Origin of the sequence: Duganella sp. 1224, from assembly GCF_013408245.1 — a bacterium.
In the GTDB taxonomy this organism is placed as follows: domain Bacteria; phylum Pseudomonadota; class Gammaproteobacteria; order Burkholderiales; family Burkholderiaceae_D; genus Rugamonas.
Window position 1 is genome coordinate 893902 of record NZ_JACBYS010000002.1, and the last position, 26703, is coordinate 920604.

The following is a 26703-nucleotide window of genomic DNA, read 5'->3' on the forward strand; positions in this document are numbered from 1 at the left end:
AACGGGAACGATCATGACCCCACGCACTTTTCTGGTCACCGGCGCCAGCCAGGGCATCGGCCTGGCGCTGTCGGCCCGCCTGGCGGGCGCCGGTCATCACGTGGTGGGCCTGGCGCGCCGCGCGCAGCGGCCCGACTTTCCCGGCACCCTGGTTGCCATCGATCTGGCGGACCGCAACGCCACCGCCGACACGCTGGAACGGCTGGCCGCGCAGTACCGCTTCGATGGCGTGGTCAACAACGTCGGCCTGGTGCGGCCGCAGGCGCTCGGCCGCATCGACCTGGACGACATGGACGCGGTGTTGGGGCTGAACCTGCGGCCGGCGGTGCAGGCGGCGCAGGCAGTGCTGCCGCACATGCGCCAGCAGGGCTGGGGCCGCATCGTCAACATCGCCAGCCTGACCGTGCTCGGCGCGCCGGAGCGCACCGCCTACGCCGGCGCCAAGGCGGCGCTGATCAGCTTTGCCCGCACCTGGGCGCTGGAACTGGCCGCCACCGGCATCACCGTCAACGCGGTGGCGCCGGGGCCGACCGAAACCGAACTGTTCCGGGCCAACAACCCGGCCGGCAGCGCAGGCGAGCGGCGCTACCTGGGCGCGGTGCCAATGGGACGCCTCGGCCGGCCGGACGAGATCGCGGCGGCCGTGGCTTTCCTGCTGAGCGACGACGCCAGTTTCATCACCGGCCAGACGCTGTTCGTCGACGGCGGCGCGGCGCTGGGCAAGGCGGCAGCGTGACAAGGCTGGTGCGGGCGCGGCGCCAGTGCCGCAGCACGGCAGCGCCGTTCAGGCCGGCGCTACTGCCGCGCCACCGCCCGCCGCCATGATCTCCTGCACAAAGGTGGTGAAGGCGCGGGCCTTGGCACTGGCCAGGCGCCCGGCCGGGTACACGGCCCAGACGTCGATGGTCGGCAAGGACCACTCCGGCAGCAGCTGTTCCACCGCGCCACTGGCCAGTTCCGGCGCAAACATCCACTCCGACACGATGGCCACGCCAACGCCGCTGCAGACGGCCGCGCGCACCCCTTCCGCCGCGTTCACGCGCAGGCGCCCGCCAACGGTGACCGACACCTCCGTACCGTCGCGCTCGAACGACCAGGTGGTGGCGCCGCCGGAATCGCGCAGGTACACCACCGCCTCGTGCCGCGCCAGATCGGCCGGCAACCGTGGCCGGCCGTGTTCAGCCAGGTAGGACGGCGCCGCCACCGCCAGCCGTCGCCCGGTGACGATGCGGCGCGCCGTCATCGACGAGTCGCCCAGGTCGCCCATGCGCAAGGCCACATCGATGCCGTGCTCCAGCAGATCGATCTGGCGATCGTCCAGCATCACCTCCACCTCCAGCCCCGGATGGCGTTGCAGGAACTGTTTGATGTGCGGAATGATGTGCAGGCGCGCGAAGGTGACGGCGGCGCACACGCGCAGCTTGCCGGCCAGCTCGGCGCTGGCGCCGCGCGCCACGCCGTCGGCCTCATCGACCATGGCGATCGCGCGTTTGGCGGACTCGTAATAGGCCTGGCCGGTCTCGGTGGTGGTCAGTCCGCGCGTGGAGCGCAGCAACAGGCGCGCCTGCAGCCGTTCTTCCAGCTGGGCGATGGCCTTGGAGACAGCGGGCTGACCCACGTCCAGCCGCCGCGCCGCCGCCGAGAACGAGCCCGTCTCCACCGTGCAAACAAAGGTTTCCATCAAAGTCAGTCGATCCATCCCTATCCTTTCCCGAGGCGCGGCCGACCGGCGCGGCGCCACGCGCAATCCTGCATTATGCCGTGTAACCGAACCGGCGGCGGCAGCGTATTAGATCGCAGCGCTTGCGGCACACTGGAGCGGCCGCCGCTACACGTCAAGGAGACCCCACAGTGGCAGTAGAACATTTTGAAGGCACGGCCATCATCAACGGCGTGCCGATCTGGCACAAGGTGCTGGGCAGCGGCCCGGCACTGGTGGTGCAAAGTCCCGGCTGGGGCATCGGCTCGCGGTTGTACCAGGAGACGCTGAGCGATCTCGCCGCCCACTTCACGCTGGTGTTCTATGACACCCGGGGCAGCGGCCATTCCGACAGCGCCGATCTGGATTACGCCCAAGTCACAGTCGGCAACCTGGTCGAGGACCTGGAGGCGCTGCGGCGCCACCTGGCGCTGGACCGCTTTGCGCTGGCCGGCCATTCGCATGGTGGGTACATCGCCCTCAACTACGCGCTGAAATATCCGGCGCGCCTGACTGCGCTGGTGCTGGCGGGCGCCCAGGTCGGCGTCGAGGAGCCGGGCGAGGACTTGAAGCGCACCCTGCCGCGATTGGCGCAGCGGCCCGAATATCGCGAGGCGGTAGCCGCGTTCACCGCGCCGCGTGCGCTGCGCGACCACCGGGATTTTTCCGCCTTCCTTAAAAAGATCGGTCCGCTGTACTTCAGGCATCCCGCCGGGCCGGCGTTCCGCCGCTTCATCGAGAATATCGAACACGCCCACATTTCCCTGAACAGTTTCCTGGCCACCGCGTCGACCGACAAGCGCTTCACAGTGCGGGAGCGGCTGTCCGCCATCTCGACGCCGACGCTGTGCATGGTCGGCGAGCACGACTTCATCTGCTCGCCGGTGCAGGCTCAGATAATCGCCGACGCCATTCCTGGCGCCGAGCTGCGGGTATTCTCCGAGAGTGGACACTTCTGCTGGATGGAGGAGCCCGAACAATTCCGCGAGGTGTTGGTCGCGTTCTTCCACCGCCGTACCTGATCAGCGGAAGAAACTGGCCGCGTCGCTGAAGAATCGCTGCGACTGTTCGATCCAGGGGAAGTGGCCGGTGTTTTCATATACCAGCAGCCGCGAGCCCGCGATCTCCTGCCGCAGCTTTTCCGAGACGCTGACCGGACAGACTGGATCTTGCCGTCCCACCACCATCAGCGTCTGGGCCGTGATCGTCGGCAGCGCGGACAGCGGCGGCACCTGCGGCCTGGGCGCGCTGGACGTGTATAACGCATACGCGGCGCCGGTCAGTGGCGCGCTGACCGTTTGCAGGAAGGCCGCGCCATCCTTGACCGGATCATACACGTAATACGCGGCGGTATCGCGGAACCACTGCGTAAAATCAGCGTCCTGCTTGGGCGCGTCCTCGCCAAAGCGCGCTACCGCCAGCTTGAAGCGCGGATCGGCGCGGCGCCAGGCGGCTTGCTCCTTGTTCGCCTGGCGGTCGGAGAAGCCAATCAGTTGGGTGCCGACCAGCATCAGCTTGTGCACGTGGTCCGGATAGCGCTCGGCATAAGCGATGGCGATGGCGCCGCCGTTCGAATGGCCGATCAGATCCAGCGTCGGCAGCTGCCAGTAGCGGCGCAGCCGCTCCAGGTCGTCCGCCATGTCCGACTCGTTCAGCGTGGGATAGTCGACCGCGTGGCTGGATTGTCCGCTGCCGCGCGTGTCGTAGGTCAGGACGGTAAATTGTTCTTCCAGCGGCGCCAGGCCGTTGCGCAGATAGGCCGAGCCGATGCCCCAGCCTGGCGCCTGCACCACCAGCACCGGTCCCTTCCCCTTTACCGTGTAGTGGAACGACAGACCGTTCAGCGTGACCTCATGTTCGCCGGGCTGCAGCCGGGCCTCGGCCACGGCGTCTTGCGCCGCGGCCGAGGCCAATGCCGGTTGGCCGAACAGGATCGCCGCGCCGGCGACCAGCGACGCCGCGACAAGCGGATACTTCATACCTTCTCCTTGTGACTGAATCGTGAAATCAGTTAATTGACTATGATGAGGGTATTACGTATCAGTGCCGCAAATGGTTACACCGCGCGACGATTCCAGCGACCAGCCATCGTCAGCGAGACGGCGGCGGCCGCGAAGCCCTGACAGTCCGGGGCGATCAAGCTGTCTCGGCGACGACGGGCTTGACCAGATCCTTGCGCTCCACGCCCAACCACATGGCCACCGCCGCCGCCACAAACACCGACGAGTAGATGCCGAAGCAGATGCCGATGGTCAGCGCCATGGCGAAGTGGTGCAGCGTTGGGCCGCCGAGAAACAGCATCGACAGCACCATCATTTGCGTGCAACCGTGGGTGATGATGGTACGCGAGATGGTGGAGGTGATAGCGTTGTCGATCACCTGCTGCACGCTGGCGTTGCGGCGCTTGCGGAAATTCTCGCGGATGCGGTCGAAGATCACCACCGACTCGTTCACCGAATAACCCAGCACCGCCAGGATCCCCGCCAGTACCGTCAACGAAAACTCCCATTTGAAGAAGGCAAAAAAGCCGAGGATGATCACCACGTCGTGCAGGTTGGCGATAATGGCCGCCACCGCGAACTTCCATTCGAAGCGCACGGCCAGGTAGATCATCACGCCAATCACCACCATCACCAGCGCATTCAGTCCGTTCTGTCCCAACTCCTCGCCCACCTGCGGGCCGACGAATTCCACCTTGCGCACGGCGCAGGCGTCGTCCTTGCACAGCGCTACGGAGACGCGCGCGGAGGCGTCCTTGGACGAGATGCCCTGCACCACCGGCAGGCGCAGCATCACATCGTGCGCGGTGCCGAAGCTGGTGGCCTCCGGCTGCTCATAGCCCAGCGATTCCAGCGTGTGACGGATACGCTCCAGGTTCGCCGGCTGCTGGTAGCGCAGCTCCATCACTGTGCCGCCGCTGAACTCCACCGAGTAATTCAAGCCGCGATGCAGCAGGAAAAACACGGCGGCCACGAACGTCAGTGCCGAGATGATGTTGAACACCAAGGCATGCCGCATGAACGGGATGTCTTTTTTAATGCGGAAGAATTCCATGATGTCTCCGTTATTTTTGCGCCGGCGTCCACACGGTGCCGATGGCGAGCGATTGCAGTTTCTTCTTGCGGCCATACCAGAGGTTGACCACGCCACGCGACACAAACGCGGCGGAGAACATCGACGTCAGGATGCCCAGCGTGTGCACCACGGCGAAGCCGCGTATCGGTCCCGAGCCGAAGATCCACAAGGCCAGGCCCACGATCAGCGTGGTGACGTTGGAATCGATGATGGTGGCCCAGGCGCGTTCAAAGCCGGTGGCGATGGCGTTCTGCGGCGACGCGCCGCCGCGCAGTTCTTCGCGTATGCGTTCGTTGATCAGCACATTCGAGTCGATCGCCATGCCCAGCGCCAGCGCGATGGCGGCCATGCCGGGCAGCGTCAGCGTCGCCTGCATGCGCGACAGGATGGCGACCAGCAGCAACAGGTTGACCGCCAGCGCCAGCACGCTGAAGACGCCAAAGATGCGGTAGTAGACAATCATGAAGATGGCAACCGCCGCGAAGCCGTACATGGTGGAATGCCGGCCCTTGTTGATGTTCTCGGCGCCCAGCGCCGGACCGATGGTGCGTTCCTCGATGACGTCCATCGGCGCCGCCAGCGCACCGGAGCGCAGCAGTAGCGCCAGTTCGGCGGCGTTGTCCGAGCTGCCCATGCCGGTGATATTGAAGCCGCTGCCGTTCAACTCCTGCTGGATGCGGGGCACGGACAGCACTTCCGGCTTGCCGGCTTTTTCAAACAGCACGATCGCCATGCGCTTGCCGACGTTGCCGGCGGTGGCTTCGCTGATGCGGCGCCGGCCTTCGCTGTTCAGCTCCACGTTGACCGCCGGGCGGTGGTTGTCGTCCAGGGCGGCGACGGCGCTGGTGATGTAGTCGCCGGTCAGCACCACGTCCCTGGAGACGACCACCGGCGCGTCGCGGCCGACGGTCAGCAGTTCTTCGTTGAAGGGAATCGCCGCAGAGCGTTCGGTGCCGGGCGTGATGCTTTCATCCACCATGCGGATCTCCAGCGTGGCGGTGCGGCCGATCACCGAGCGGGCGCGCGCCACGTCCTGCATGCCTGGCAGCTGGACGACGATGCGGTCCGCGCCCTGCTGCTGGATCACCGGCTCCGCCACGCCCAGCTGGTTGACGCGTTTGGAGAGGGTGTTGATGTTTTGCTGTACGCCGTCATCGATGGTTTGCTTGAGCGCTTCCGGCTTCAGGCTGATGACGGTGGTGAGGTCGCCGGCGTCGATGAAGGCCAGGCCAGTCAGCTGGCCGGCCAGGATGTCCTTGGCGCGCTGGCGCGTGGCGTCATCGCGGAATGTGATGGTGACCGTGTCGCCTTCCCGGGCGATGCCGGCGTGGCGTATGTCCTTGTCGCGCAGGATGGTGCGGGCGGAAGTTTGTATGCTCTGGATGCGTTTATTGAGGACCGCCCTGGTATCGACCTGCATCAGGAAGTGGACGCCCCCGCGCAGGTCCAGGCCGAGGTACATGGGCACCGCGTGCAATGTCTGCAGCCACCTGGGCGTATCGGCCTGCAGGTTGAGCGCCACCACGTATGCGGGGTCGGACGGATCGGTATTCAGGGCTTTTTCCAGCGCGGACTTGGCGCGGAACTGGATGTCCGGTGTGGCGAAGCTGGCGCTGACGTAGGGATAAGCGCCGCTGGTGTCATAGCTGACGCTATCGCTGGCGATACCCTCTTGCGCCAGCGCGCCGGCGACCTTGGTCCGCATCTCGGGCGTCATCTTGACGGTGGATTTGCCGCTGGTGACCTGTAGCGCCGGCACCTCGCCAAAGTAGTTCGGCGCCGCGTACAGGGCCCCCAACAGAATGGCGCCGGCAATCAGGACGTACTTCCAGATTGGGTATCGGTTCATATTTCTCTCGTTTTTGTCGAATGTGCACGAGTTGAGGTTGGTGTTTCGACAAACAAGAGCTGATCAAAAATATATTTTTGAGCGACGTGAACGCGATAAATGCGTGGAGGTCTAAAGAAAAAGGAGATCATCATGACCATTCATTTCGATAGCCACCAATATGCTACCCGGCTGACAGAAGCCGGCATGCCCTCCGCGTTGGCAGGCATCCAGGCGGAGATGGCGGGCGATGTCATGAGCGAATTGTCGGCGCTGGACTCACGGCTCGGGCAAACCGACAGCAAAATTGAACACGCGAAGATCCTGCTCAACGCGCGCATCGATCAGGTGGAGGCGCGGCTGGAAGTAAAAATTGCAGACACCGGCAGCGACATCATTAAATGGATCGTCAGCGTCGGCATACTGCAATCATCGCTGATTACGGCTTTGCTGCTGAAGTTAATGCAGTAACATCTGCTTACGCTGGATACACTTTTTGTGTCAGCGCTGCCGGTATCTCTCCCGTTCTATATGCAAGCGCCGCTGATGGCGATATTCAGGAGAGAAAAAATGGAAAACACCCCACGCACCCGTATTCATCCGATGATGGCTTTCGCTGCCGGTTCCGTTGCCCTGGTCAGCCTGATCGGCGCGGCGTCGATTGCCGGTCTGCTGCCGAATTCGCACGCGAACAATGCCAACGATCTTCCAGCGCAGACCGCAGTGGTCGCACCCGCGCCGGTCGCGCCGGTGCAAGCCGCAGTGCCAGCGCCTGCGCCTGCGCCTGAACCACGCCGCGTGGTGGAGCATAAAACTGTCGTGCATCACACCTATGCACCCGCACCACAGGTGGCGCAAGCGCCCGCACCGGCTCCCGCTCCCGCGGCAGCACCGCAAAACAGCATCGTCGGCATGGGACTCGGCGCGGTAGTCGGTGGCCTGATCGGCAACCAGGTTGGCAGTGGTAATGGCCGCAAGCTGGCGACGATTGCCGGCGCTGTCGGCGGCGGTTATGTCGGCAACGAGATCGCCAAAAATCAGCAACAGCAGCAACAACAACAGCGTTAAAAAAAATGGCCCGCGTACAGCGGGCCATTGGCTTACTTGGCCGGGAACTTCGGATTCCACAGCTTGCGGCTGGACTTCTTCTCGTAGCCCTTGCCCTGCGGGTAGCCCACCAGCTCCATCTCCGAGCCCCACGGCGACAGGAAGTGTACCCAGGTTTCGCCTTCGGTATCGCCGCTGGTCATGGTCATCGGTTCGCCGACGATGGCGATGCCTTTCGACTTCAGGTAGGCCACGCCGGCTTTCACGTCGTCGGTGTAAAAGGCGATGTGCGAGGCGCCGATGTCTTCCTGCTTCGGCATGGTGCCGCTGCCGGCCGAGTGCTTGTACTCGAACAGTTCGATGTTGGCGCCGGCGCCGCAGCGGACCATGGCCAGCGTCACGCTCTCCGCGCGCGGCGCCATGCCGAATGGGCCGATCTGCGTAATCGGCTCGCAGCCGAAGGTCGACACCAGGAAGTCCTCCGCCTGCTTCAGATTCGGCACGTTGATGCCGACGTGGTCGATACCCGCCGTCTTGATGCCGGCCGCCTGCGCCGCGCCACCCAGGTTCAGGACAAACGCCGTCAATATCGCTGCCATGATTTTCATAATTCGCTTCCTTATTTTTTGTCGATAAACACACGTGCGCTGGCCAGCTTGCCGTTCTTGATGGTGAAGATGTCTTCACCGCGCACCTGATTGGGATTGTCCCTGGGGCCATAACCCCAGGTCACGCGGCCTACGCCGTGATTCCACGCCACCGGTTCCGGCGTGAACACAAAGCCGGCATGCCCGCCCTGCACTCGCTGAATCAGCTTTGCCACATCGGCGTAGCCGGCGGCCGCGCCACCGTAGTCGGCGACGTAGAAGTCCTCGGCGTACACCGCTGGGAACTTCGCCGCCCAGTTGCGCGGATCGGGATCGTTCCAGATTTCGAAGTGGCGGTTGATCAGTTGCTGGGCAACCGCCACCTCGTCGGTCTGCTGGCCATGGGCTAGCGTTGCCGCCGCCATCGCCGCAATGACGATCAGGGTTCTCACGCTCAGATCTGCGCCATGCCGCCGTCGACGAACAGCTCAACGCCGTTGACGAAGCTGGCCGCGTCGGACGACAGGAAGGCCACAGCCTTGCCGATTTCCTCCGGCTCGCCCAGGCGCGCCAGCGGCACTTGCGAGGCTAGGAAGTCGAATAGGCCCTGGCGCGCTTCGTCCGGCACCAGGCCGCCCAGGCCAGGCGTGCGGATCGGACCAGGGCTGACGACGTTGACGCGGATGCCGCGTTCTTTCAGGTCCATCACCCACGAGCGGGCCAGGTTGCGCACCGCGGCCTTGCTGGCGCTGTAGATGCTGAAGTTGGCCGTGCCCTGGATCGACGTGGTCGAACCGGTCAGCACCACCGAGCCGCCATCCACCAGCAGCGGCAGCGCCTTCTGCACGGTGAACACCACGCCGCGCACATTGGTGCCGAAGATGCGGTCGAAGTGCTCTTCGGTGATGGCGCCCAGCGGCAGCATGTCGCCGCCGCCGGCGTTGGCGAACAGGATGTCCAGTTTGCCGGCGCTCTTGGCGATCTGCGCGTAGACTGCATCCAGATCGCTCAGCGAGGAAGCGTCGGCGCGGATGCCGGTGGCGCCGGCGCCGATGGCGGCAACGGCGGCATCCAGTTCGGCCTGACGGCGGCCGGTGATGAACACGCGCGCGCCTTGTGCGGCCAGTTCCCGCGCGGTGCCCAAGCCAATGCCGGTGCTGCCGCCGGTGACCAGTGCGATTTTGCCTTCGAGTGGTTTGTTCATGATTTGCTCCGTTAAGTAAGTTGCGATGGGTGCACTTTACCGCCCACCGATTTATTGATAAACGGTGTAAAATTAAAATCACTATCCACACATGGGAATAATCGATGAATCAGCTGTTGGCGATACGCGCCTTTGCGCGGGTGGTGGAGGCAGGCAGTTTTACCAAGGCGGCGGATTCGCTGGACATGCCCAACGCCACCCTCAGCAAGCTGGTACAGGAACTGGAGGCGCATCTGGGCGTGCGCCTGCTGCAGCGGACCACGCGCCGGGTGACGGTGACGCCGGACGGCCAGCAGTACTACGACAAGACGGCACTCATCCTGCGCAATCTGGAAGACGTGGACACCTCGTTCAACATCGCCCGCGCCAAGCCGCGCGGCAGCCTGCGCATCGACGTCGGCGGCTCGACCGCGCGCGATGTGCTGATTCCGGCGCTGCCGGAGTTCCTGGCGCTGTATCCCGACATCCGCATCGACCTCGGCGTGTCGGACCGCTCGGTGGACATGGTCAGCGATAACGTCGATTGCGTGATCCGCGGCGGCGCGCTGGATAATTCATCGCTGGTGGCGCGGCCGATCGGCCAGGCGGCCATGATCACCTGCGCCACGCCGGCCTACCTGAAGCAGTTTGGCGTGCCGGCCTACCCGGATGAACTGAAGAACGGCCACCGGCTGGTGGCCTACCTGCTGGCGCAGAGTGGCCGCGCGATGCCGTTCCGCTTCCAGCGCGACGGCGAAAAGACCGAGATCAAGGTCGAGCACCGCGTCGGCGTCAACGAGAGCAACGGCCACATGGCGGCCGGCCTGGCGGGACTGGGCATCATCCAGACCTTCGCCTACGCCGCCAAGCCGGCGCTGAAGGAGGGCTCGCTGGTGGAGATTCTCAAACCGTGGCGGCCGGCGCCCTACCCGTTCCACGTGGTCTACCCGCAGAACCGCCATGTCTCGCAGCGGCTGCGGGTGTTCATCGACTGGCTGGTCGAGACGCTCCCGCAGCGGCTGTAGAACTCACCCCAGGCTGGGGCGCTTGGGCGAGTAGGTCCATCCCGGCACCAGGTAGCGCATGGCGATGGCGTCGTCGCGCGCCGTGGTGGCGACCTGCTTGTACAACGCGTGCGCGGCCTGGATGCGGTCCATGTCCGGCTCGATGCCGAGCCCCGACTTCTGCGGCACCTGCACCGCGCCACCGACGATCTGCAGCGGCTCGCGCGTCAGCCGTTCCTGGCCTTCCTGCCAGATCCAGTGCGTGTCGATGGCGGTGATCTTGCCCGGCGCGGCGGCGGCGGCGTGGGTGAACATTGCCAGCGACACGTCGAAATGGTTGTTGGAATGCGAACCCCACGTCATGCCCCACTGCTCGCACAACTGCGCCAGCCGCACCGATCCCTGCATGGTCCAGAAGTGCGGATCGGCCAGCGGAATGTCGACGGCGCCCAGCAGGTGCGAGTGCGCCATCTGGCGCCAGTCGGTGGCGACCATGTTGGTGGCGGTCGGGATGCCGGTGGCGCGGCGGAACTCGGCCATGATCTCACGGCCCGAATAGCCGTCTTCCGGGCCGCACGGGTCTTCGGCGTAGGCCAGGATGTGGCCCTGGCCGCGACACAGATCGATCGCTTCGCGCAGCGACCAGGCGCCGTTCGGGTCCAGCGTCACGCGCGCGTCCGGATAGCGCTGCTTGATGGCGGTGACGGCTTCCATCTCCTCGGCGCCGCGCATCACGCCCCCCTTCAGTTTGAAATCCTTGAAGCCGTATTTGTCGACCGTGGCCTCGGCCAGTTCGACGATCTGCGCCGGCGTCATCGCTTCCTGGTGGCGGCGCGCATACCAGCCGCTGGCGCCCTCGCCGCCCAGGTAAGGCAGATCGGTGCGGGCGCGGTCGCCGATGTAGAACAGGTAGGCCAGCATCGGCACGCTGTCGCGCTGCTGGCCGGCACCCAGCAGTTCGCACACCGGCACGCCGAGGTGCTGGCCGAGCAAATCCAGCAGCGCCGCTTCCACCGCCGTCACCACGTTGTCCAGCCGCAGATTGATTTCGTGCGGCTGCTTCAACACTTCCGCCTCGGCCGCCGACGTCACCTGGTGATGACCGCCAATGGCGGCGCGGATCGCGTTCAGCGTGCGGTTGTAACGGCCGATTTCGGTGCCGACCACCAGCGGCACCGAGCGCTCCAGCGCCGCCAGGATGCCGGCGCCCCCCGGCACCTCGCCGATGCCGGTGTGGCCGGCGCTATCGGTCAACAGCACCAGGTTGCGCGTGAAGAAAGGCGCGTGCGCACCGCACAGGTTCAGCAGCATGCTGTCATAGCCCGCCACCGGAATGACTTGCATCGCGGTGATGACTGGGCTGGTTGCATTGCTCATGTTGTGACTCCGACTCATAAAAAAAACCGCCCCCGAAGGGGCGGGCTAAAAGGGCCCCGCAGGAGATGACGGGCCCCGACGATTAGAACTTGGCGCGCAGGCCGAGCGAGTAGGTGCGGCCCGGCGAGTACTGCGTGAACGGCGCGTTACCGAACTGGAAGTAGCCTTTGCGCGAATCGTTGTTCAGGTTGACGATGTCGAAGCTCAGGGTCGGCCAGCCTTCCTTGTCCAATACTTCCGCCAGGTCGATGCTCGACGAGAAGTCCAGCTGCTTGTAGTCGTTCGAGAACAGCGCGGCGTTGGTGATGCCGTTCTGGTTCGCGGTCGCGGTCTGGCTGCCCTTCGAGAAGGTGTGCGACAGGCGCGCGGTGTAGCCGTGGTTGTCGTAGTACACCGAGAAGTTGTTGGTGCGGTTAGGCACGCCCAGTGCGATAAAGCCGTTCAGGCCATCGCCGCTGGCGCGCTGGGTGATGAAGGTGGCCGTCTCGTTGATGCCGAAGCCGCGCACCGGCAGGATCTTGTCCAGCGGTTGCACCCAGCCCAGTTCCAGGCCGCGGATGCGCAGATCGCCGTCGGCGTTGCGGGCGCGGGTCATCACCACGGTGGCCACGCCCGGGCCGCCGCGCGAATCGATGGCGGTCTGCTGGTTCGGCGTCAGCGTGCCGTAGTTGATGCCGTAGGCGGCCAGCGCGCTGAATGGCAGCGTGACGTTCTCGTTGACGGTGAAGCCGTCCACCTTCTTCTGGAACACGGTCAGGCTGATGTAGCCTTCGCGGCCGGTGTACCAGTCGATGCCCAGGTCGATGTTGTCCGACAGGTAGGGCTTCAGCGCCGGGTTGCCGATGGTGCCGGTGTCGGCCGACACGCCGGAGAAGTTCACGCCGGGACGCAGCGCGTTCGGGTCGGCGCGGGTCATGCTGCGCGACAGGGCGGCACGGGCCACCACGTCGCTGCGCAGGTTGACCGCCAGCGTGCCCGATGGCAGCGTGTTGTTGTAGGTGGTGTCCTGGTACACCCACTGGTCGATGTTCGGATACTTGCTGCCGTTGAGCGGCAGGTTGGCGTTGCGCGGATCCGAAATCGAGTTCAGCGAGCCGACCGACTGGCGGGTGCGCACATAACGCACGCCGCCGTTGTAGCGGGTCGGGAAGCCGGCCAGGTCGAACTTGCCGTTGGCTTCCAGGTACAGGCCGGTGGTCTTCTCGCCGATGTAGCCGGCGCTGGCGCCGGTCGACGAGGCGCCGGTCGATGGCGCGGTGTTGTAGTAGTACTGGTAGTTCGAGTCCTTGGCGAAGCGCGGCCAGTCGACGATCGGCTTGCCGTACGGGCCAGGGACGATGTAGCTGGCCAGCGCGGTCTGCGGAATCAGCGAACCGCCGTAGGTCAGCGGCGTGGTGGCGCCGGCGGTATAGCCGGTGCCGTAGCCCGGATACAGGGCGGCGGCGCTGGCGCCCGGCGTCGAGGCGCCGTCGCAGACTGGCGCGCCGTTCGGGCCTTGCAGGAACACGCTCGGGTTGTTGCCGCACACGGCGGCCTGCCACGCGGCCGAGTTGTCGCTGGCGCCGATGCGGCGGGTGATGTCATCGTAGGCGATGCCGCCCTTGATGTTGAACTTGTCGTCGCCCCAGGTCAGGTCGCTGTGGAAGCCTTTGGTCTCGGTCTTGCGGAACTCGTTCTGGATGTTGACGCGGCCGGTGTTCCACACATAGCTGGCCGGGTTGTTCAGGTCCGTGGTGGACACCACCGATGGAATGCCGCCGGTGTTGGTGTAGGTGACCGTGTTGCCGCTGTTCGGCGGCGTGATCAGGTACACGGTCGGCGCTTCGTGGGTGAAGTTACTGCGGGTGTAGTTGACCTGTGCGTCCAGCTTCAGCGTCGGCGTGATCTTCCATTCCATGCCCGGGTTGATGCCCAGCAGGCTGACCTGGTCGTGGCGGTAGCCGTGCTCGAAGAAGTTCTGGGTGTTGGCGAAGGTGCCGCCGGTGACGGTGCAACCGTTGCTGCAATCGCTCTTGTCGACCGTCATGTTCAGCGGGATCATGCCGCCGTTGCGGACCGACCAGTCGTAGTCCATGCGCGTCATCTTGTCATCGCGCTTGCTGTACATGGTGTCCAGGTAGAAGTGCAGCTTGTCCGACGGGCGGTATTCGGCGGCGAAGATGGCCGAGCCCTTGTCTTTGGTGCCGAAGTAGTCCATGGTGCGACCCAGGCGCGGCACGATGGCGTTGTCGATCTGCTGGATGGTCAGGCCGGGATTGTGCGCCAGCAGCCAGGCCTGGTCGATGACCTGGCCGGTGACCAGGCCATTGCCGGCGCCAACCGGCACCGTGGCCGGGATGGTCCAGTTGCCGCCGCCGGTGTTGTTGCGGTTCGACGCCGGATTCTGCGCGGCCGACAGGTTGGCGTTGGTGTAGCCGACGGTTTCCCAGCCGGTGGTGTGGATCTGCTGGCGCGACAGCGCCAGGCCGCCCAGGATGCCCCAGTCGCCGAAGGTCTGGCTGGCCAGGAAGGAGCCGCGGCCGCCGGTCTTGTCGGCGATCTGCTGCTTGGTGGCGGTGACGCTGGCGGAAATGAAGCGGCCTTCCTTGTCGAACGGGCGGGCGCTGCGCAGGTTGACCACGCCGGCCGCGCCGCCCTCGATCATCTCGGCGGTCGGGCTCTTGCTGACGGTCAGCTTGGTGAACAGGTCGGTCGGCAGCAGGTCGAGGTCGACCTCGCGGTTGGTGTTGGCGCCGTCGACCGGGCCGGACGAGGCGACCGCGATCGGTGCGCCGTTCAGCAGGATCTTGGTGAAGCTGGAGCCGAGGCCGCGGATCTGGATGGTGGCGCCCTCGCCGGTGACGTCGCGCGACACGCCCACGCCAGGAATGCGGCTCAGCGATTCGGCAATGTTCTTGTCCGGGAATTTACCGAAGTCTTCGGCGTTGATCGAATCCTGGAAGCCGACGGCTTCCTTCTTGTCCTTGGCGGATGACAGCAGCGAGTTGCGGTAGCCGTTGACCTGCACCACCGTCATCTGGGCGTCGTCTTGCTGGGCTGCGGGGGCGGTAGCGGTGGCTGGGGCGGTCTGGGCGTATGATTGCGCAATCAAACCTGCCATCACGGTCAGGCCGAACGCCATCTGCCGACCGGATTGCCGGGCTTTTTGGTGTTTCACTAACATTTGACAGTCTCCTTCGGAAATTATCCGTGGTTATTGTTATAAACCTCGCAAACAATCTCGAAATGGTTGCGCGATCATTTGAGTTTAAAAGCGAAGAAAAGTTGTTGTCAACAAAAATAAACTTTGAAATGTTATACGCTACCATTTCATACCAAAAAGCAAGCGCTTTGGCGGCGTGTGCAGAGGGACGGACAGCCAAACGGGCGTAGAATGGCACTGTGGCGCGATAGACACGCCCGCCGGGGGCGGCGCCCTGCCGCATACCTTTGCGCTATATCAAACGCCGCTCAGGCCGCGTTTTTAAGATGGATGCTCACCTCGCGGAGAGAGCCATGACCATTCTTTTCGACAATCATCAATACGCCAGGCGCCTGCAGGACGCCGGCATGCCGGCGGCGCTGGCCGACATTCATGCCGAAACCACCGGCGACATCATGAACGAGCTCAGCGCGCTCAATGCCAAGGTCGATCACTACGCGGCGGAGACCCACGCCAAGATCGATACAGTCCAATTCAAGCTCGATGCCAAAATCGATCGATCCGATACCAGTATCAACGGCAGGATCGAAGAAATGGACACCCGAATCAACGGCACGATCGAAGAAATGGACGCCCGAATCAACGGCAGGATCGAAGAAATGGACGCCCGAATCAACGGCAGGATCGAAGAAATGGATGCCCGAATCAACGGCAGGATCGAAGAAATGGACACCCGAATCAACGGCAGGATCGAGCAAGTGGATATCAGAATCAACGGCAAGATCGACCAGGTGGACATCAGGATCAATGGCCGAATCGATCAGGTCGAGGCTCGGTTGGAGGCAAAAATTGCCGACAGCCGGGCGGAGTTGATCCGCTGGGTGGTCGGCGTCGGCATCCTGCAATCCTCTCTTCTGTCCGCGCTGCTGCTCAAGATGATTCCGGCATGAGCGGCATCACGGCGCGGGTGTCCAGTCCAGCACCGTCACCGGCTGCGGCGGCACGCTGGCCTGGCCTTCGCCATCCACCTGCTGGACGTTTTGCACGAACAGGCTGAGGGTGCCGGTGCGGCGCCACAGCTCGGTGTCGTAGCTGGGCTCCCAGGCGCCGACCGAGGCATCCGTCAGATCCCGCACCTGCCACGCGCCGCGCGCAATGTCGGACGTGCTGGCGACAGACACTCTGCTGCCGCGCTCCTCGTCGCGGAACACCAGCAGCGCGCCGGCCTGGCCGACCATGATCTGCGGCCGCGCGATCGGAATGCGCTTGGTGCCCTGCCCGGCCAGCGAGAACGGCGTCTTGCGGAAGTCCAGCGCCCGCACCCGCCACGTCGCGCCATTGTGGTAGATCACGTGGTACTGCGGCACCGCCGGTCCGGCATCGCGCCAGTAGCTGGCAATGTAGGGATGACCGTCCTGATCGGCCGCCATCGAAGTCTGGTTGATCAACTCGCTGTTCTGCGGAATGTGCAGCGCATACTCGGCGCTGGCGGCGTTGATCGGCAACGCGTACGGCGTGCCGTCCGAGCGCTCCCACGTCACGCCGCCGTCGCGCGAGCGCGCATAAGCCATGTCATGGTTGCTGGCCACGTCCGGCGACTCGCGCCACACCCATGACAGGTGCAAGGTGCCGCGATGATCGAGAAACGCCTGCCAGTAGGCGTTGCGCTTGCCCTCGCCGCTGATCAGATTGGTGTGCAACCGCGTCCAGCGCCGCGTGGCGACGTCGTAGCGGTTGATGATCAAATCGCCGCGCCCCGATCCGCCCAGCCGGTAGAAGAACAGCAGACTGCCGTTCGGCAGCCGATAAAACTCGGGATAGGACACCTCGTCCTCATCCACCCCCACCATGGCCTGCCTAGGGCCCAGCTCCAGCGAGCCGGGCGCCACGCCGCGCGCATAGCGCAGCGGATTGTTGTGATGGTCCCACGCCACGTGCAGATAGCCGTCGCCGTCCACCATGATGCTGATGGCGTTGTGCGCATCGGCCGCGTTGCCCTGCCAGGCGCTGCGCAGCGTGGTCCACCGCGTGGTGCCCAGGCGGCGCTTGCCCAGCACCAGGTAGCGCTGCGCATCGTAGTAGGCCACGTACTGCGTGTCGCCATGCGTCACCAGCGAATTCTTGCGGAACACCACCGCGTTGACCGAATTGTTAGCCCAACCATCGCCCACCACCGAGACCACCGGCGCCGCCTGGCACGACGCGGCCAGCGCCAGCGCCGCCACCCATCCTCTGATTATCATCAACACCTCTTTAATTTCCACATGGAAAAATATGAGATAATTTCGCTAGCGCCCCAAACAACTGACGCTATGACCACCCCATACGACCACACTCCCTATCTCGACCAGGCCACCGAAGATCCCCACGCCTTCTGGGAATCGCGCATCCGCGCCAGCCGCTGGATGATCGTCAAGACATTCTGTCTGGGCGTGCTGGCGGCCGTGCTCGGCGTACTGGGCCAGGGCTGGCTTGAACACGCCGCGCCGATCTTCCCCTTCATCAGCCAGAACTACGGCCTGTGGCAGGCCGGCTACCTGCTGTCGCTGGTGCTGGTGTTCCTGCTGTGGGCCGCCGCCATGCTGCAGAAAGTCGGCCTGCTGCAAAACAGCAAACAGGGCCTGAAAACCCAGCAGCGCATCGACGAGCAGAACGCCCGCATCGAAGAGCGCCGCCGCGCCAACCGCGAACGGCGCGAGGCCGTCCGCAAGGAACGCGAGGAACACAGCATCTACTTCAAGGCCAGCGGCGGCACCAGCAAAAAGTTCGACTACTGATCACTCGTAGCGCAGGCAGTCCACCGGTAGCAGCCGGGACGCCCGGCGCGCCGGGTAGAAGCCGAAGAATACGCCCACCAGGCTGGAAAAGCCGCACGCCACGATCACCGCCTGCAGCGTGATGAACACGTCGAACTTGCCGGTGGCGGTAATGCCGGCCGCCGCCAGCGTGGCCAGCACGATGCCGAAGATGCCGCCCACCAGGCAGATCACCACCGCCTCCGTCAGAAACTGCAGCAGCACGTCGCGCGGCTTGGCGCCGATCGCCATGCGGATGCCGATTTCGCGCGTGCGCTCGGTTACCGACACCAGCATGATGTTCATGATGCCGATGCCGCCGACGATCAGCGAAATCGCGCCGATCAGGCCAAGCAGCGCGGCCAGGCCGGCGCTGATCTTCTGCGCCGTCTCGGCGAACGAGGCCAGGTTATCGATGCGGAAGTCGTCCGGCTGGTCGATCTTGATGTGGTGGCGGTCGCGCAGCGTTTCGCTGATGTCGAGTATCGCGTCCTGCAGGTTGCCGCCGGACCTGCCCTGCGCCACCACGTAGTGCACATTGCCGGGGAACGGCATCTTCACCAGGTTGGCCGCCGCCGCGGTGATCGGCACGATGACGTACTCGCTCAAGTCGCCGCCGTCCACCTGCTTGCCCTCGCCGTACAACACGCCCACCACCTGGAACGACACGTTCTCGATGCGGATGTATCTGCCCAGCGGGTCCTGCTTGTAGAAGAACTGGTCGGCGATCTTGCGGCCGATGACCACCATGCGCGCGGCGCCGCGCACGTCGGCATCGCTGAAGGCGCTGCCCTTGTCGACCTTCCAGCCACGGATCTTGAACATGGCCGGCGTGACGCCGTGCACCGTCTTCGACGCGTTCTCGTTGCCCACCGAGAGATTGAAGCCGCCCTGCAGCACCGGCGCGGCGCCGGCCAGCGACGGCAGCTCGTTGAGCGAGGCCGCGTCGGCGATGGTCATCGCCGGCTGCGCGCCGGTACGCATGCGTTGCTGCTGCGCGCGGTCGCCGCCGGGGGAGATGAACAGCATATTGGTGCCCAGCTGCTCCAGCTCCTTGGCGATGAAGCGCTTCATGCTGTCGCCCACCGCCAGCAGCAGCACCACCGAGGTGATGCCGATGATGATGCCCAGCATGGTCAGCAAGGTCCGCAGGCGGTTCGCCAGCATCGAGCGAAACGCCTCCACCACTATCTGTAAAGGATTCATATTGTTTATACCGTCACGGGTTCATGGCTTTGCGCCAGCTGGCGCAGCCCCTCGGCGGACGGGCCGTCGTACAGCACCCGGCCATCCTTGAGGCGCATCAGGCGCTTGCTGTAGGCGGCGATGTCCGGCTCGTGCGTCACCAGCAGGATGGTGATGCCGCGCTCCTGGTTCAGCTGCTGGAACGAGCGCATGATCTCGACGCTGGTCTGCGTATCGAGGTTGCCGGTCGGTTCATCGGCCAGGATCAGCGGCGGATCGCCCACCAGCGCGCGCGCGATCGCCACCCGTTGCTGCTGGCCGCCGGAGAGCTGGTTCGGCGTGCGTTTGGCCATCGCCGCCAGGCCCACGCGTTCCAGTTCTATCAAGGCCTTGGCATGCGCCTTGGCGCGCGACACGCCGGCGTAAATCAGCGGCAGCGCCACGTTCTCCGCCACGCTCATGCGCTTGATCAGGTTAAAGCTCTGGAACACGAAGCCGATGGTGCGGTTGCGGATGGTGGCCAGCTGGTTGCGCGACAGCGTCAGCGTGTCGACGCCGTCCAGCAGGTAGCTGCCGCCGCTGGCCTGGTCCAGGCAGCCGAAGATATTCATCAGCGTCGACTTGCCGGAGCCGGACTGCCCCATCACCGCCAGGAAGTCGCCGCGCGGCACGGCCAGGTCGATGCCGTGCAGGACTTGCGTCTCCACGCTGCCGGAGAAGTAGCTCTTGGTGACCTGGCGGATGTCGATCAACAGGCCGGGCGCGGTCACATGCCACCTTCTTTGTCGTTGCCGATGGCGCGGGTGATCACCTTGTCGCCCTTTTTCAGGTCGCCGGCCAGCACTTCGGTGTAGCGGAAGTTGGACAGGCCGATTTTCACGTCCTGCGCCTTGGGCTGGTTTTTCGCGTCCAGCGTGTAGATGCGGAAGCTGCGCGCCAGGTCGGCCTTGGTGCGGAACGAGGCGTCGTCGTCTTGCGCCGCGTCGGTGGCCGCGCTAGCGCTGGCACTTGCGCTGGCGCTGGCCGAGGCCGGGGCGGATGCCGCCGCCAGCTTCTTCTGCTTCTCGATCTCTTCGTCGCTGAGGCGGAAGCGCAGCGCGGCGGTCGGCACCCGCAGCACGTTCTGCCTGTTGCCCACCAGCAGACGCACCTGCGCCGTCATGCCCGGCTTGAGCAGCTCGTCCTGGTTGTCGACGTCCAGCACCACGTTGTACGTCACCACGCTGTTGACCACATTCGCGGCCAGGCGGAACTGGCGCATGCGGGCGTTGAATTCCTTGTCCGGATAGGCGTCCACCACGAAGCGCGCCTCCTGCCCCTCCTTCAGCGAGCCGACGTCCGCCTCCGACACGCTGGTGTCGATCTGCATCTTGGTCAGGTCGCGGGCGATCTGGAACAGCTGCGGCGTGGTGAACGACGCCGCCACCGTCTGCCCCAGGTCGACGGTGCGCTTGATGATCACGCCATCGATCGGCGAGCGGATCACCGAGTTATCCAGGTCGGCCTGGGCGCGCGCCAGCTGCGCCTGCGCCAGCTGGATATTGGCCTGCGCCACATCGACCTCGCGCTTGGACTGGTCCAGCGCCAGCGGCGAGATGTAGTTCTGCGCCAGCAGCGACTGATTGCGCTGGTGCGTGGCCTGCGCCAGCTTGAGCGAGGCGCGCGCCGACGCCAGTTGGGCGTCGGCCTGGCGGATCTGGGCGTTGAAGATGGTCGGGTCGAGCTTGAGCAGCACCTGGCCCTTGGTCACGTGGTCGTTGAAGTCCGCCTTCAATTCGCTCACCGTGCCGGACACCTGGGAACCGATGTTAATCAGCGCCACCGGGTTGATGGTGCCGGTGGCCGTTACCGTCTGCGTGATGTTGCCGGTGTCGACCGCCGCCGTGCGGAAGCGCGGCGCCTCCACCACCGGGGTCTTGCTTTTGGCGTAGTAGGCGGCCGCGCCGCCGCCGATCAGCAGCAGGCCGATGGCCAGCGCCATTTTCTTCTTCGTCAGGAAAGCCATTGTTGTCAAAGTATCCCATAGTGAGATCCGGCAAAATGCGGATCAGCCCGGCAAGTATCAAACATATTTGTCTTTAAAGCAATAACTGCATGGCGGCGCTTTTTTCTGTGATATGGTGTCCGCATCATGCTGGAACTCTTCACTTCTCCGGACGATCCGTCCCTGCTCCACTACGGCACGTATTCGCCGCCGCTGGTCATCCTCTCGATCCTGGTTGCCATCTTCTCATCATGGATGGGATTGCAAGTGGCGGCGCAGGCGCGCCTGGCCACCACGCGCGGGCTGCGCGCCACCATGCTCGGCACCGGCAGCCTGGCGCTGGGCTGCGGCGTGTGGTCGATGCACTTCATCGGCATGCTGGCGTTTAATCTGTGCACCGACGTCGATTACAACCACGAGCTGACGCTGCTGTCGGTGCTGCCCAGCCTGGCCGCGTCGTGGGTGGCGCTGTACATCATCAGCATGCGGCGCCTGAGCGCCATTTCGCTGGTCAGCGGCGGCGTGCTGGTCGGCGCCGGCATCGGCGCCATGCACTACACCGGCATGGCGGCCATGCAGACCGCGCTGCGGCTGCACTACGATCCCTTCATGTTCGGCCTGTCGATCGTGGTGGCGGTGGTGCTGGCCACGCTGGCGCTGTGGATACGCTTTGGCCTGCGCACGCTGCGCCTGCCGCGCCACGTGGTCGGCGCCATCAGCGCGGTGGTGATGGGCTGCGCCATCGCCGGCATGCACTACACCGGCATGGCGGCGGCGCGCTTCATCGGCCGGCTGCCGCTCGACGCCTCGCCGCAGCAGAACTCCACCTTCGTGGCGCTGGCACTGGCGCTGGTCACGGTGGCGGTCACCGTGTTCGCCATGGCCGCCAACGGCATGCTGCGCTACCGCGAGATGTACCGCCAGCAGGCCGAGAGCGAAGCCTGGATGCGCGCGCTGCTGACCACCACCGTCGACGGCGTCATCACCATCGACCGCGCCGGCGTGGTCCACGAATTCAACGCCTCGGCCGAACGCATCTTCGGCTGGGCGCGCGACGACATCGTCGGCCGCAACATCCGCCTGCTGATGGCCGACGTCGAGCGCTCGGAGCGCGACGGCCTGCTCAACTACCTGCGCACCGCAGACGCCGCCGTGCCGGGCAAGGGCAGCGAGGTGATGGCGCTGCGCAAGGACGGCAGCACGCTGCCGATCCGCCGCGCGCTGGGCCATGCCCGGCTGGGGCAGCGCGACCTGTTCGTGCTGTTCATTACCGACATCAGCGAGCGGCGCGCCATCATGCAGGCGCTGCGCGACAGCGAACAGCAGTTCCGCTCCCTGATCGGCAACATCCCCGGCATCTCCTTCCGCAGCAGCATGGCGTTCGACGCGCCGCCGGTGTTCGTCAGCGACGGCATCGAGCGGGTGGCCGGCTATCCGGCCAGCGATTTCGTCGGCGCCCGGCGCACCCGCACGCTCGGCTCGCTGATCTGCGAGGAAGACCGCGAGCGCGTGGCGGCCGAGATCGCACGCAGCGTCGCCGAGCTGGCGACCTACCAGGTCGAGTGGTGCCTGAACCACGCCGACGGCAGCCGGCGCTTCATGTGGGAACACGGCGCGGTCACGCAGGACGAGAGCAACCCGGCGATCCGCTGGATCGACGGCGTGATCCTCGACATCAGCGAACGCCGCGAGATGGAGCAGGAACTGCGCAAGGCCAAGGACACGGCCGAAAAGGCGGCCGCCGCGCGCGCCAGCTTCGTCGCCAACATGAGCCACGAGATCCGCACGCCGATGAACGCCATCCTCGGCTTCACCGACGTGCTGCTGGACACCGACCTCAACGCCGAGCAGCGCCGCCACCTGGACACGGTGCGCAAGGAAGGCCGCTCGCTGCTGCGGCTGCTCAACGAAATCCTCGACACCGCCAAGCTGGACAAGGGCGCGGTGGAGCTGGAACCGGACGACTACACGCTGCTCGGGCTGATCGACGAACTGGCGTCCACCTTCGGCAGCAACGCCCGCGCCAAGGGGCTGGTGATCGACATCGCCTACGACCCGGCGCTGCCGGCCTGGCTGCACGGCGACGAGCTGCGCATGCGCCAGATCCTCGGCAACCTGCTGGACAACGCCATCAAGTTCACCGCCGCCGGCAAGGTGTGCCTGCGCGCCGGCGTGCAACAGGGCCAGTTGCACATCGCCGTCGAGGACACCGGCATCGGCATCGCGCCGGAGCGCATCCACGCCATCTTCGATCCGTTCACGCAGGCCGACGCCTCGATGACGCGCCGCTTCGGCGGCACCGGCCTGGGCACCACCATCAGCCGCCAGCTGGTGGGCCTCATGGGCGGCAAGATCTGGGCCGAGAGCACGCCGGGCGTGGGCACCACCTTCCACGTGCTGCTGCCGCTGGAGCCGGCGCGCAACGGCCAGGCGCAGAGCAGCGAGCGCTTCGACTATCCGCTGCCGCCGCTGCGCGTGCTGGCGGCCGACGACGTGCCGCAGAACCTGGAGCTGCTGTCGCTGCTGCTAGCCAAGCGCGGCCACACGCTGGAGCGCGCGCACGACGGCATGCAGGCGGTGCGCATGTCGGCCGAACAGCGCTACGACGTGGTGCTGATGGACATGCAGATGCCGCTGATGGACGGCCTGGCCGCCACCCGCGCCATCCGCGCGCGCGAACAGCAGGGTGGCGGCGCCCGTCTGCCGATCGTGGCGATGACGGCCAGCGTGCTGGCCGCGCACCGCGAGGCGGCCGCGGTCGCGGGCATGGACGGTTTCGCCTCCAAGCCGGTGGACTGGCATGCGCTGTCGCACGAAATCGCCAAGGTGCTCCAGCTGCCGGCGCTGGCGTCGGCGCCGCCGCCGGCCGAGGCGCCGCGCCAGCGCGTGCTGAATCAGAAGGCTGGCCTGCAGCGCTGGGGCGACCAGGAGGCCGCCTATCACCAGGCGCTGCACCGCTTCGTGGCCGATTACGGCAGCGCCGCCGCCACGCTGGCCAAGCTGCTGGCCGGTGCCAGCGAGGCCCGCCTGGCCGAGGCGCAAGCCTGGAGCCACAAGGTGCGCGGCGTGGCCGCCAACATCGGCCTGGAACAGATCAGCGCCACGCTGGCGCAGATCGAGAAGCTGTGCGGCTCGCCGCAGCGCGGCGGCGACGATGACGGTGACGCCGACGGCGCCGCTGCCTCGGCCGCGCTGAAGACCGAACTGGCGCAGGCGCAGCGCACGCTGGCCGGCCAGATGGACGCGGCGCTGAGCGCCATCCACGCGCTGGCGCCGCCGCGCGGGGCGCGGCTGGAGGCGCCGCCGCCGGCCGCCGTGTTCGACCTGGCGATCGCCCGCCAGAAGTCGGCCGCGCTGCTGCCTTTCCTGCAGCGCGGCGCGCTGAACGACGCCGCCCTGACCGCGCTGCAGGCGGCGCTCACCGGCGCCCCGCCGCGGCTCGCGCAGCAGCTCGACGCGGTGCGCGACGCCTTGAACGATTTCGATTTTCCGCAGGCCCTGGCCGCGCTGCAAGCGCTGCAGGCCAGCCTGTCGATGGAGACGCCATGATGACCACCCACCCCGCCAACCAGCCGCAAATTCTTGTGGTGGACGACGAGGCCAGCAACCTGCAACTGCTGCGCCATATCCTGCAGGACCAGTACCGCCTGCTGTTCGCCAAGGACGGCCCGCGCGCGCTGGAGCTGGCGCGCTCCGAACAGCCGCAGCTGATTCTGCTGGACGTGATGATGCCGGGCATGACCGGCTACGAAACCTGCCGTTTGCTGAAGGCCGACGCGGTCACCGCCCACATCCCGGTGATCTTCGTCACCGCCCTCAACGACACCGACGACGAAGTGATCGGCTTCGAGGCCGGCGCGGTCGACTACATCACCAAGCCGGTCAGCCCGCCCATCGTGCGCGCGCGGGTGCGCACCCACCTGTCGCTGGTGGGCGTGGGTGAGCTGAAGAAGACGCGCCTGGAAATCGTCCAGCGCCTCGGCCTGGCGGCCGAATACAAGGACAACGAAACCGGCCTGCACGTGATCCGCATGAGCCACTACGCGCGCATCCTCGGCCTGGCCATCGGCATGAGCGAGGCCGAGGCGGAGGACCTGCTGCACGCGGCGCCGATGCACGACGTCGGCAAGATCGGCATCCCGGACAGCATCCTGCGCAAGCCCGGCCCGCTGGACCCGGAGGAATGGCAGGTGATGCAGTCGCACGCCAGCATCGGCGGCGACATCATCGGCCAGCACCCGGCCGGCATGCTGGCCATGGCCTACGACGTCGCCATGAGCCACCACGAGAAGTGGGACGGCAGCGGCTATCCGAACGGCCTGCAAGGCGAGGAGATCCCGCTGGTGGGCCGCATCGTCGCCGTGGCCGACGTGTTCGACGCGCTGACCTCGGCCCGCCCCTACAAGGAGGCGTGGCCGGTGGAGAAAGCGGTGGAACACATGCTGGCGCAGCGCGACCGGCATTTTGAAGGACGCCTGGTCGACGTCTTCATTGAACAGATGCCCGCGCTGCTTGAAATCAAGGAGCGCTGGGCAGAGCGTTGATTACGCCACCAGGCGTTCGCCGCGGCCGGCCAGGCGCGCCATCACGCTGACCGCGTGGTCGATCTGCGCCCGGGTGTGGCCGGCATTCATCATGAAGCGCAGGCGCGCCTGGCCCACCGGCGCGGCCGGGAACTGGATCGAATCCACGTGCACGCCCTCGGCGCGCAGCGCCATCGCGTAGCGCTGGCAGGTTTCGGCGTCGCCGATCAGCACCGGCAGGATCGGCGTGGCGGTCGAGATGATGGTGTAGCCCAGCGGCGCCATGCGCTCGATGAAGTAGCGCTGGTTGTCCCACAGGCGCTGGCGGCGCTGCGGCTCGTCTTCCAGGATGTCCAGCGCGGCCAGCAGCGCCGCCGCCTGGTCCGGCGGCGGCGGGCAGGTGAAGCCGTAGGCGGAGCTGGTCAGGCGGATCACGTCCGCCACTTCCTTTTCCACCGCCACAAAGCCGCCGATGCAGCCGAGCGCCTTGCTCAGCGTCCCCATCTGCATGATGTTGGTGCTGTAGCAGTTGAAGTGCTCCGAGGTGCCGCCGCCGGTGGCGCCCAGGATGCCGGTGGCGTGGGCATCATCGATGTACAGCAGCGCGCCGAAGCGCTCGGCCAGCGCCACCAGCTCCGGCAGCGGCGCGATGGTGCCCTCCATGCTGAACACGCCGTCGCTGACGATGATCGGCGTGGTGCCCTCGGCGGCGCCGGCCTGCAGCAGCGACTCCAGGTGATTCATGTCGCAGTGGCGGTAGTTGTAGCGCAGCGCGCCGGACATCTGGATGCCCTCGCGGATCGAGATGTGATTGAACTCGTCCGAGTAGTAGGCATACTTGTGGCGCTTCTTCGAGCGGAAGCCGTGCAGGCGCGCCAGCGTGGCCGCCTTGACGATGGACGACAGCACGCCGATGTTGGTCATGTAGCCGGTCACGAACAGCACCGCGTCGCTCTTGTGTTTGAGCGCGCCGAGGCGGTATTCCAGTTCGCGGTAGACTTCCAGGTCGCCGCCCAGCAGGCGCGACTCGCAATTGCCGACGCCATAGCGGTCCAGGCCCGCCTTGGCCGCCGCCACCAGGCGCGGATGGTTGGCCAGCGCCAGGTAGTTGTTGGTGCTGAACGACACCACGCTCTCGCCCTCGGTGACGAAGGTCGGATCGGGCAAGGTGCTGTGCACCGACGAGTCATGGTAGATGGGATGATGGCGCAGCCAGCTGGCGATATCGCTTAAGTCGTGCATGATGTGGAAGACCGAAAAGGAACAGCTCATCA

At 65.7% G+C, this 26703-nt stretch carries 23 protein-coding genes; 9 read left to right on the top strand and 14 right to left on the bottom strand.

Translation table 11 applies throughout. The features are described from left to right. The first annotated feature begins 13 nt into the window (after positions 1 to 13). On the top strand, positions 14 to 736 hold the full coding sequence (locus tag FHW58_RS16045; RefSeq protein WP_179674114.1) for an SDR family oxidoreductase: 723 nt from the start codon (positions 14 to 16) through the stop codon (positions 734 to 736). Positions 737 to 784: 48 nt separating this feature from the next. Here FHW58_RS16045 and FHW58_RS16050 read toward each other — a convergent pair whose 3' ends face one another. Beyond that, positions 785 to 1699, bottom strand: coding sequence for a LysR family transcriptional regulator (locus FHW58_RS16050; RefSeq protein WP_179674115.1), 915 nt, complete (start codon positions 1697 to 1699; stop codon positions 785 to 787). A 152-nt stretch (positions 1700 to 1851) separates the two neighbouring features. On the opposite strand from FHW58_RS16050, the gene FHW58_RS16055 reads away from it, so the two are divergent. Continuing rightward, the gene (locus tag FHW58_RS16055; protein WP_179674116.1) at positions 1852 to 2721 is read left to right on the top strand and encodes an alpha/beta fold hydrolase; all 870 of its coding nucleotides are present in this window, start codon (positions 1852 to 1854) and stop codon (positions 2719 to 2721) included. Here the strand turns inward: FHW58_RS16055 and FHW58_RS16060 are convergent, their stop codons facing one another. The 3 genes from FHW58_RS16060 to secD form a co-directional block, all read right to left on the bottom strand. Then, positions 2722 to 3678 carry an alpha/beta fold hydrolase gene (locus FHW58_RS16060; protein WP_179674117.1) on the bottom strand — a complete coding sequence of 319 codons (957 nt, stop codon included), beginning with the start codon at positions 3676 to 3678 and terminating at the stop codon, positions 2722 to 2724. A gap of 157 nt (positions 3679 to 3835) precedes the next feature. Then, positions 3836 to 4753, bottom strand: a complete 918-nt coding sequence (gene secF / locus FHW58_RS16065; protein ID WP_179674118.1) for a protein translocase subunit SecF — start codon at positions 4751 to 4753, stop codon at positions 3836 to 3838. A 10-nt stretch (positions 4754 to 4763) separates the two neighbouring features. Beyond that, positions 4764 to 6623 (bottom strand): protein translocase subunit SecD, encoded by a 1860-nt coding sequence (secD, locus tag FHW58_RS16070; protein ID WP_179674119.1) that lies wholly within the window; start codon positions 6621 to 6623, stop codon positions 4764 to 4766. A gap of 132 nt (positions 6624 to 6755) precedes the next feature. Between secD and FHW58_RS16075 the strand changes: the two genes are divergently transcribed. Next, a complete protein-coding gene (locus tag FHW58_RS16075) occupies positions 6756 to 7073 on the top strand; it encodes a hypothetical protein (RefSeq protein WP_179674120.1) in 318 nt (105 codons plus the stop codon). A 99-nt stretch (positions 7074 to 7172) separates the two neighbouring features. Continuing rightward, complete coding sequence (locus tag FHW58_RS27815) at positions 7173 to 7670, top strand: glycine zipper 2TM domain-containing protein (RefSeq protein WP_179674121.1); 498 nt, start codon at positions 7173 to 7175, stop codon at positions 7668 to 7670. Positions 7671 to 7702: 32 nt separating this feature from the next. Here the strand turns inward: FHW58_RS27815 and FHW58_RS16085 are convergent, their stop codons facing one another. The 3 genes from FHW58_RS16085 to FHW58_RS16095 are packed head-to-tail and all read right to left on the bottom strand — an operon-like array spanning position 7703 to position 9440. Beyond that, positions 7703 to 8257, bottom strand: a complete 555-nt coding sequence (locus tag FHW58_RS16085; protein WP_179674122.1) for a VOC family protein — start codon at positions 8255 to 8257, stop codon at positions 7703 to 7705. 11 nt (positions 8258 to 8268) lie between these two features. Then, the gene (locus tag FHW58_RS16090; protein ID WP_373996684.1) at positions 8269 to 8688 is read right to left on the bottom strand and encodes a nuclear transport factor 2 family protein; all 420 of its coding nucleotides are present in this window, start codon (positions 8686 to 8688) and stop codon (positions 8269 to 8271) included. 2 nt (positions 8689 to 8690) lie between these two features. Further along, on the bottom strand, positions 8691 to 9440 hold the full coding sequence (locus tag FHW58_RS16095) for an SDR family NAD(P)-dependent oxidoreductase (RefSeq protein ID WP_179674123.1): 750 nt from the start codon (positions 9438 to 9440) through the stop codon (positions 8691 to 8693). Positions 9441 to 9544: 104 nt separating this feature from the next. Between FHW58_RS16095 and FHW58_RS16100 the strand changes: the two genes are divergently transcribed. Next, positions 9545 to 10444, top strand: a complete 900-nt coding sequence (locus FHW58_RS16100; protein WP_179674124.1) for a LysR family transcriptional regulator — start codon at positions 9545 to 9547, stop codon at positions 10442 to 10444. 3 nt (positions 10445 to 10447) lie between these two features. Here FHW58_RS16100 and FHW58_RS16105 read toward each other — a convergent pair whose 3' ends face one another. Both FHW58_RS16105 and FHW58_RS16110 read right to left on the bottom strand, forming a co-directional pair. Next, entirely contained in the window at positions 10448 to 11800 is a 1353-nt protein-coding gene (locus FHW58_RS16105; protein ID WP_179674125.1) for an enolase C-terminal domain-like protein, read from the bottom strand. An 82-nt stretch (positions 11801 to 11882) separates the two neighbouring features. Next, complete coding sequence (locus FHW58_RS16110) at positions 11883 to 14963, bottom strand: TonB-dependent receptor (RefSeq protein ID WP_179674126.1); 3081 nt, start codon at positions 14961 to 14963, stop codon at positions 11883 to 11885. A gap of 332 nt (positions 14964 to 15295) precedes the next feature. Here FHW58_RS16110 and FHW58_RS16115 point away from each other — a divergent pair, with 332 nt between their 5' ends. After that, positions 15296 to 15892 carry a DUF1640 domain-containing protein gene (locus FHW58_RS16115; RefSeq protein WP_179674127.1) on the top strand — a complete coding sequence of 199 codons (597 nt, stop codon included), beginning with the start codon at positions 15296 to 15298 and terminating at the stop codon, positions 15890 to 15892. A gap of 6 nt (positions 15893 to 15898) precedes the next feature. On the opposite strand, the gene FHW58_RS16120 is transcribed toward FHW58_RS16115, so the two are convergent. Then, a complete protein-coding gene (locus FHW58_RS16120) occupies positions 15899 to 17185 on the bottom strand; it encodes a BNR repeat-containing protein (protein ID WP_179674128.1) in 1287 nt (428 codons plus the stop codon). A 69-nt stretch (positions 17186 to 17254) separates the two neighbouring features. Between FHW58_RS16120 and FHW58_RS16125 the strand changes: the two genes are divergently transcribed. Then, positions 17255 to 17719 (top strand): hypothetical protein, encoded by a 465-nt coding sequence (locus tag FHW58_RS16125; RefSeq protein ID WP_179674129.1) that lies wholly within the window; start codon positions 17255 to 17257, stop codon positions 17717 to 17719. On the opposite strand, the gene FHW58_RS16130 is transcribed toward FHW58_RS16125, so the two are convergent. The 3 genes from FHW58_RS16130 to FHW58_RS16140 are packed head-to-tail and all read right to left on the bottom strand — an operon-like array spanning position 17720 to position 20927. After that, positions 17720 to 18943 (bottom strand): ABC transporter permease, encoded by a 1224-nt coding sequence (locus FHW58_RS16130; protein WP_229265346.1) that lies wholly within the window; start codon positions 18941 to 18943, stop codon positions 17720 to 17722. A 5-nt stretch (positions 18944 to 18948) separates the two neighbouring features. Further along, entirely contained in the window at positions 18949 to 19692 is a 744-nt protein-coding gene (locus tag FHW58_RS16135) for an ABC transporter ATP-binding protein (RefSeq protein WP_373996685.1), read from the bottom strand. After that, a complete protein-coding gene (locus tag FHW58_RS16140; protein ID WP_179674130.1) occupies positions 19689 to 20927 on the bottom strand; it encodes an efflux RND transporter periplasmic adaptor subunit in 1239 nt (412 codons plus the stop codon). Before FHW58_RS16140 ends, FHW58_RS16135 begins: the two co-directional genes overlap by 4 nt. A 126-nt stretch (positions 20928 to 21053) precedes the next feature. On the opposite strand from FHW58_RS16140, the gene FHW58_RS16145 reads away from it, so the two are divergent. Both FHW58_RS16145 and FHW58_RS16150 read left to right on the top strand, forming a co-directional pair. After that, positions 21054 to 24455, top strand: a complete 3402-nt coding sequence (locus FHW58_RS16145) for an MHYT domain-containing protein (RefSeq protein WP_179674131.1) — start codon at positions 21054 to 21056, stop codon at positions 24453 to 24455. Continuing rightward, complete coding sequence (locus tag FHW58_RS16150; protein ID WP_179674252.1) at positions 24455 to 25450, top strand: two-component system response regulator; 996 nt, start codon at positions 24455 to 24457, stop codon at positions 25448 to 25450. The genes FHW58_RS16145 and FHW58_RS16150 overlap by 1 nt, the downstream gene beginning before the upstream one ends. On the opposite strand, the gene FHW58_RS16155 is transcribed toward FHW58_RS16150, so the two are convergent. Further along, on the bottom strand, positions 25451 to 26671 hold the full coding sequence (locus FHW58_RS16155) for a pyridoxal phosphate-dependent aminotransferase family protein (RefSeq protein ID WP_179674132.1): 1221 nt from the start codon (positions 26669 to 26671) through the stop codon (positions 25451 to 25453). Positions 26672 to 26703: the final 32 nt, after the last annotated feature.

What these genes read in the sequence shown, in the direction of transcription:
- FHW58_RS16140 (WP_179674130.1), bottom strand. Translation starts at nt 20,927, where the DNA reads ATGGCTTTCCTGACGAAGAAGAAAATGGCGCTGGCCATCGGCCTGCTG.
- FHW58_RS16110 (WP_179674126.1), bottom strand. Translation starts at nt 14,963, where the DNA reads ATGTTAGTGAAACACCAAAAAGCCCGGCAATCCGGTCGGCAGATGGCG.
- FHW58_RS16105 (WP_179674125.1), bottom strand. Translation starts at nt 11,800, where the DNA reads ATGAGCAATGCAACCAGCCCAGTCATCACCGCGATGCAAGTCATTCCG.
- FHW58_RS16115 (WP_179674127.1), top strand. Translation starts at nt 15,296, where the DNA reads ATGACCATTCTTTTCGACAATCATCAATACGCCAGGCGCCTGCAGGAC.
- FHW58_RS27815 (WP_179674121.1), top strand. Translation starts at nt 7,173, where the DNA reads ATGGAAAACACCCCACGCACCCGTATTCATCCGATGATGGCTTTCGCT.
- FHW58_RS16060 (WP_179674117.1), bottom strand. Translation starts at nt 3,678, where the DNA reads ATGAAGTATCCGCTTGTCGCGGCGTCGCTGGTCGCCGGCGCGGCGATC.
- FHW58_RS16095 (WP_179674123.1), bottom strand. Translation starts at nt 9,440, where the DNA reads ATGAACAAACCACTCGAAGGCAAAATCGCACTGGTCACCGGCGGCAGC.
- secF (WP_179674118.1), bottom strand. Translation starts at nt 4,753, where the DNA reads ATGGAATTCTTCCGCATTAAAAAAGACATCCCGTTCATGCGGCATGCC.
- secD (WP_179674119.1), bottom strand. Translation starts at nt 6,623, where the DNA reads ATGAACCGATACCCAATCTGGAAGTACGTCCTGATTGCCGGCGCCATT.
- FHW58_RS16145 (WP_179674131.1), top strand. Translation starts at nt 21,054, where the DNA reads ATGCTGGAACTCTTCACTTCTCCGGACGATCCGTCCCTGCTCCACTAC.
- FHW58_RS16155 (WP_179674132.1), bottom strand. Translation starts at nt 26,671, where the DNA reads ATGCACGACTTAAGCGATATCGCCAGCTGGCTGCGCCATCATCCCATC.
- FHW58_RS16150 (WP_179674252.1), top strand. Translation starts at nt 24,455, where the DNA reads ATGACCACCCACCCCGCCAACCAGCCGCAAATTCTTGTGGTGGACGAC.
- FHW58_RS16045 (WP_179674114.1), top strand. Translation starts at nt 14, where the DNA reads ATGACCCCACGCACTTTTCTGGTCACCGGCGCCAGCCAGGGCATCGGC.
- FHW58_RS16100 (WP_179674124.1), top strand. Translation starts at nt 9,545, where the DNA reads ATGAATCAGCTGTTGGCGATACGCGCCTTTGCGCGGGTGGTGGAGGCA.
- FHW58_RS16125 (WP_179674129.1), top strand. Translation starts at nt 17,255, where the DNA reads ATGACCACCCCATACGACCACACTCCCTATCTCGACCAGGCCACCGAA.
- FHW58_RS16075 (WP_179674120.1), top strand. Translation starts at nt 6,756, where the DNA reads ATGACCATTCATTTCGATAGCCACCAATATGCTACCCGGCTGACAGAA.
- FHW58_RS16050 (WP_179674115.1), bottom strand. Translation starts at nt 1,699, where the DNA reads ATGGATCGACTGACTTTGATGGAAACCTTTGTTTGCACGGTGGAGACG.
- FHW58_RS16085 (WP_179674122.1), bottom strand. Translation starts at nt 8,257, where the DNA reads ATGAAAATCATGGCAGCGATATTGACGGCGTTTGTCCTGAACCTGGGT.
- FHW58_RS16130 (WP_229265346.1), bottom strand. Translation starts at nt 18,943, where the DNA reads ATGAATCCTTTACAGATAGTGGTGGAGGCGTTTCGCTCGATGCTGGCG.
- FHW58_RS16120 (WP_179674128.1), bottom strand. Translation starts at nt 17,185, where the DNA reads ATGATAATCAGAGGATGGGTGGCGGCGCTGGCGCTGGCCGCGTCGTGC.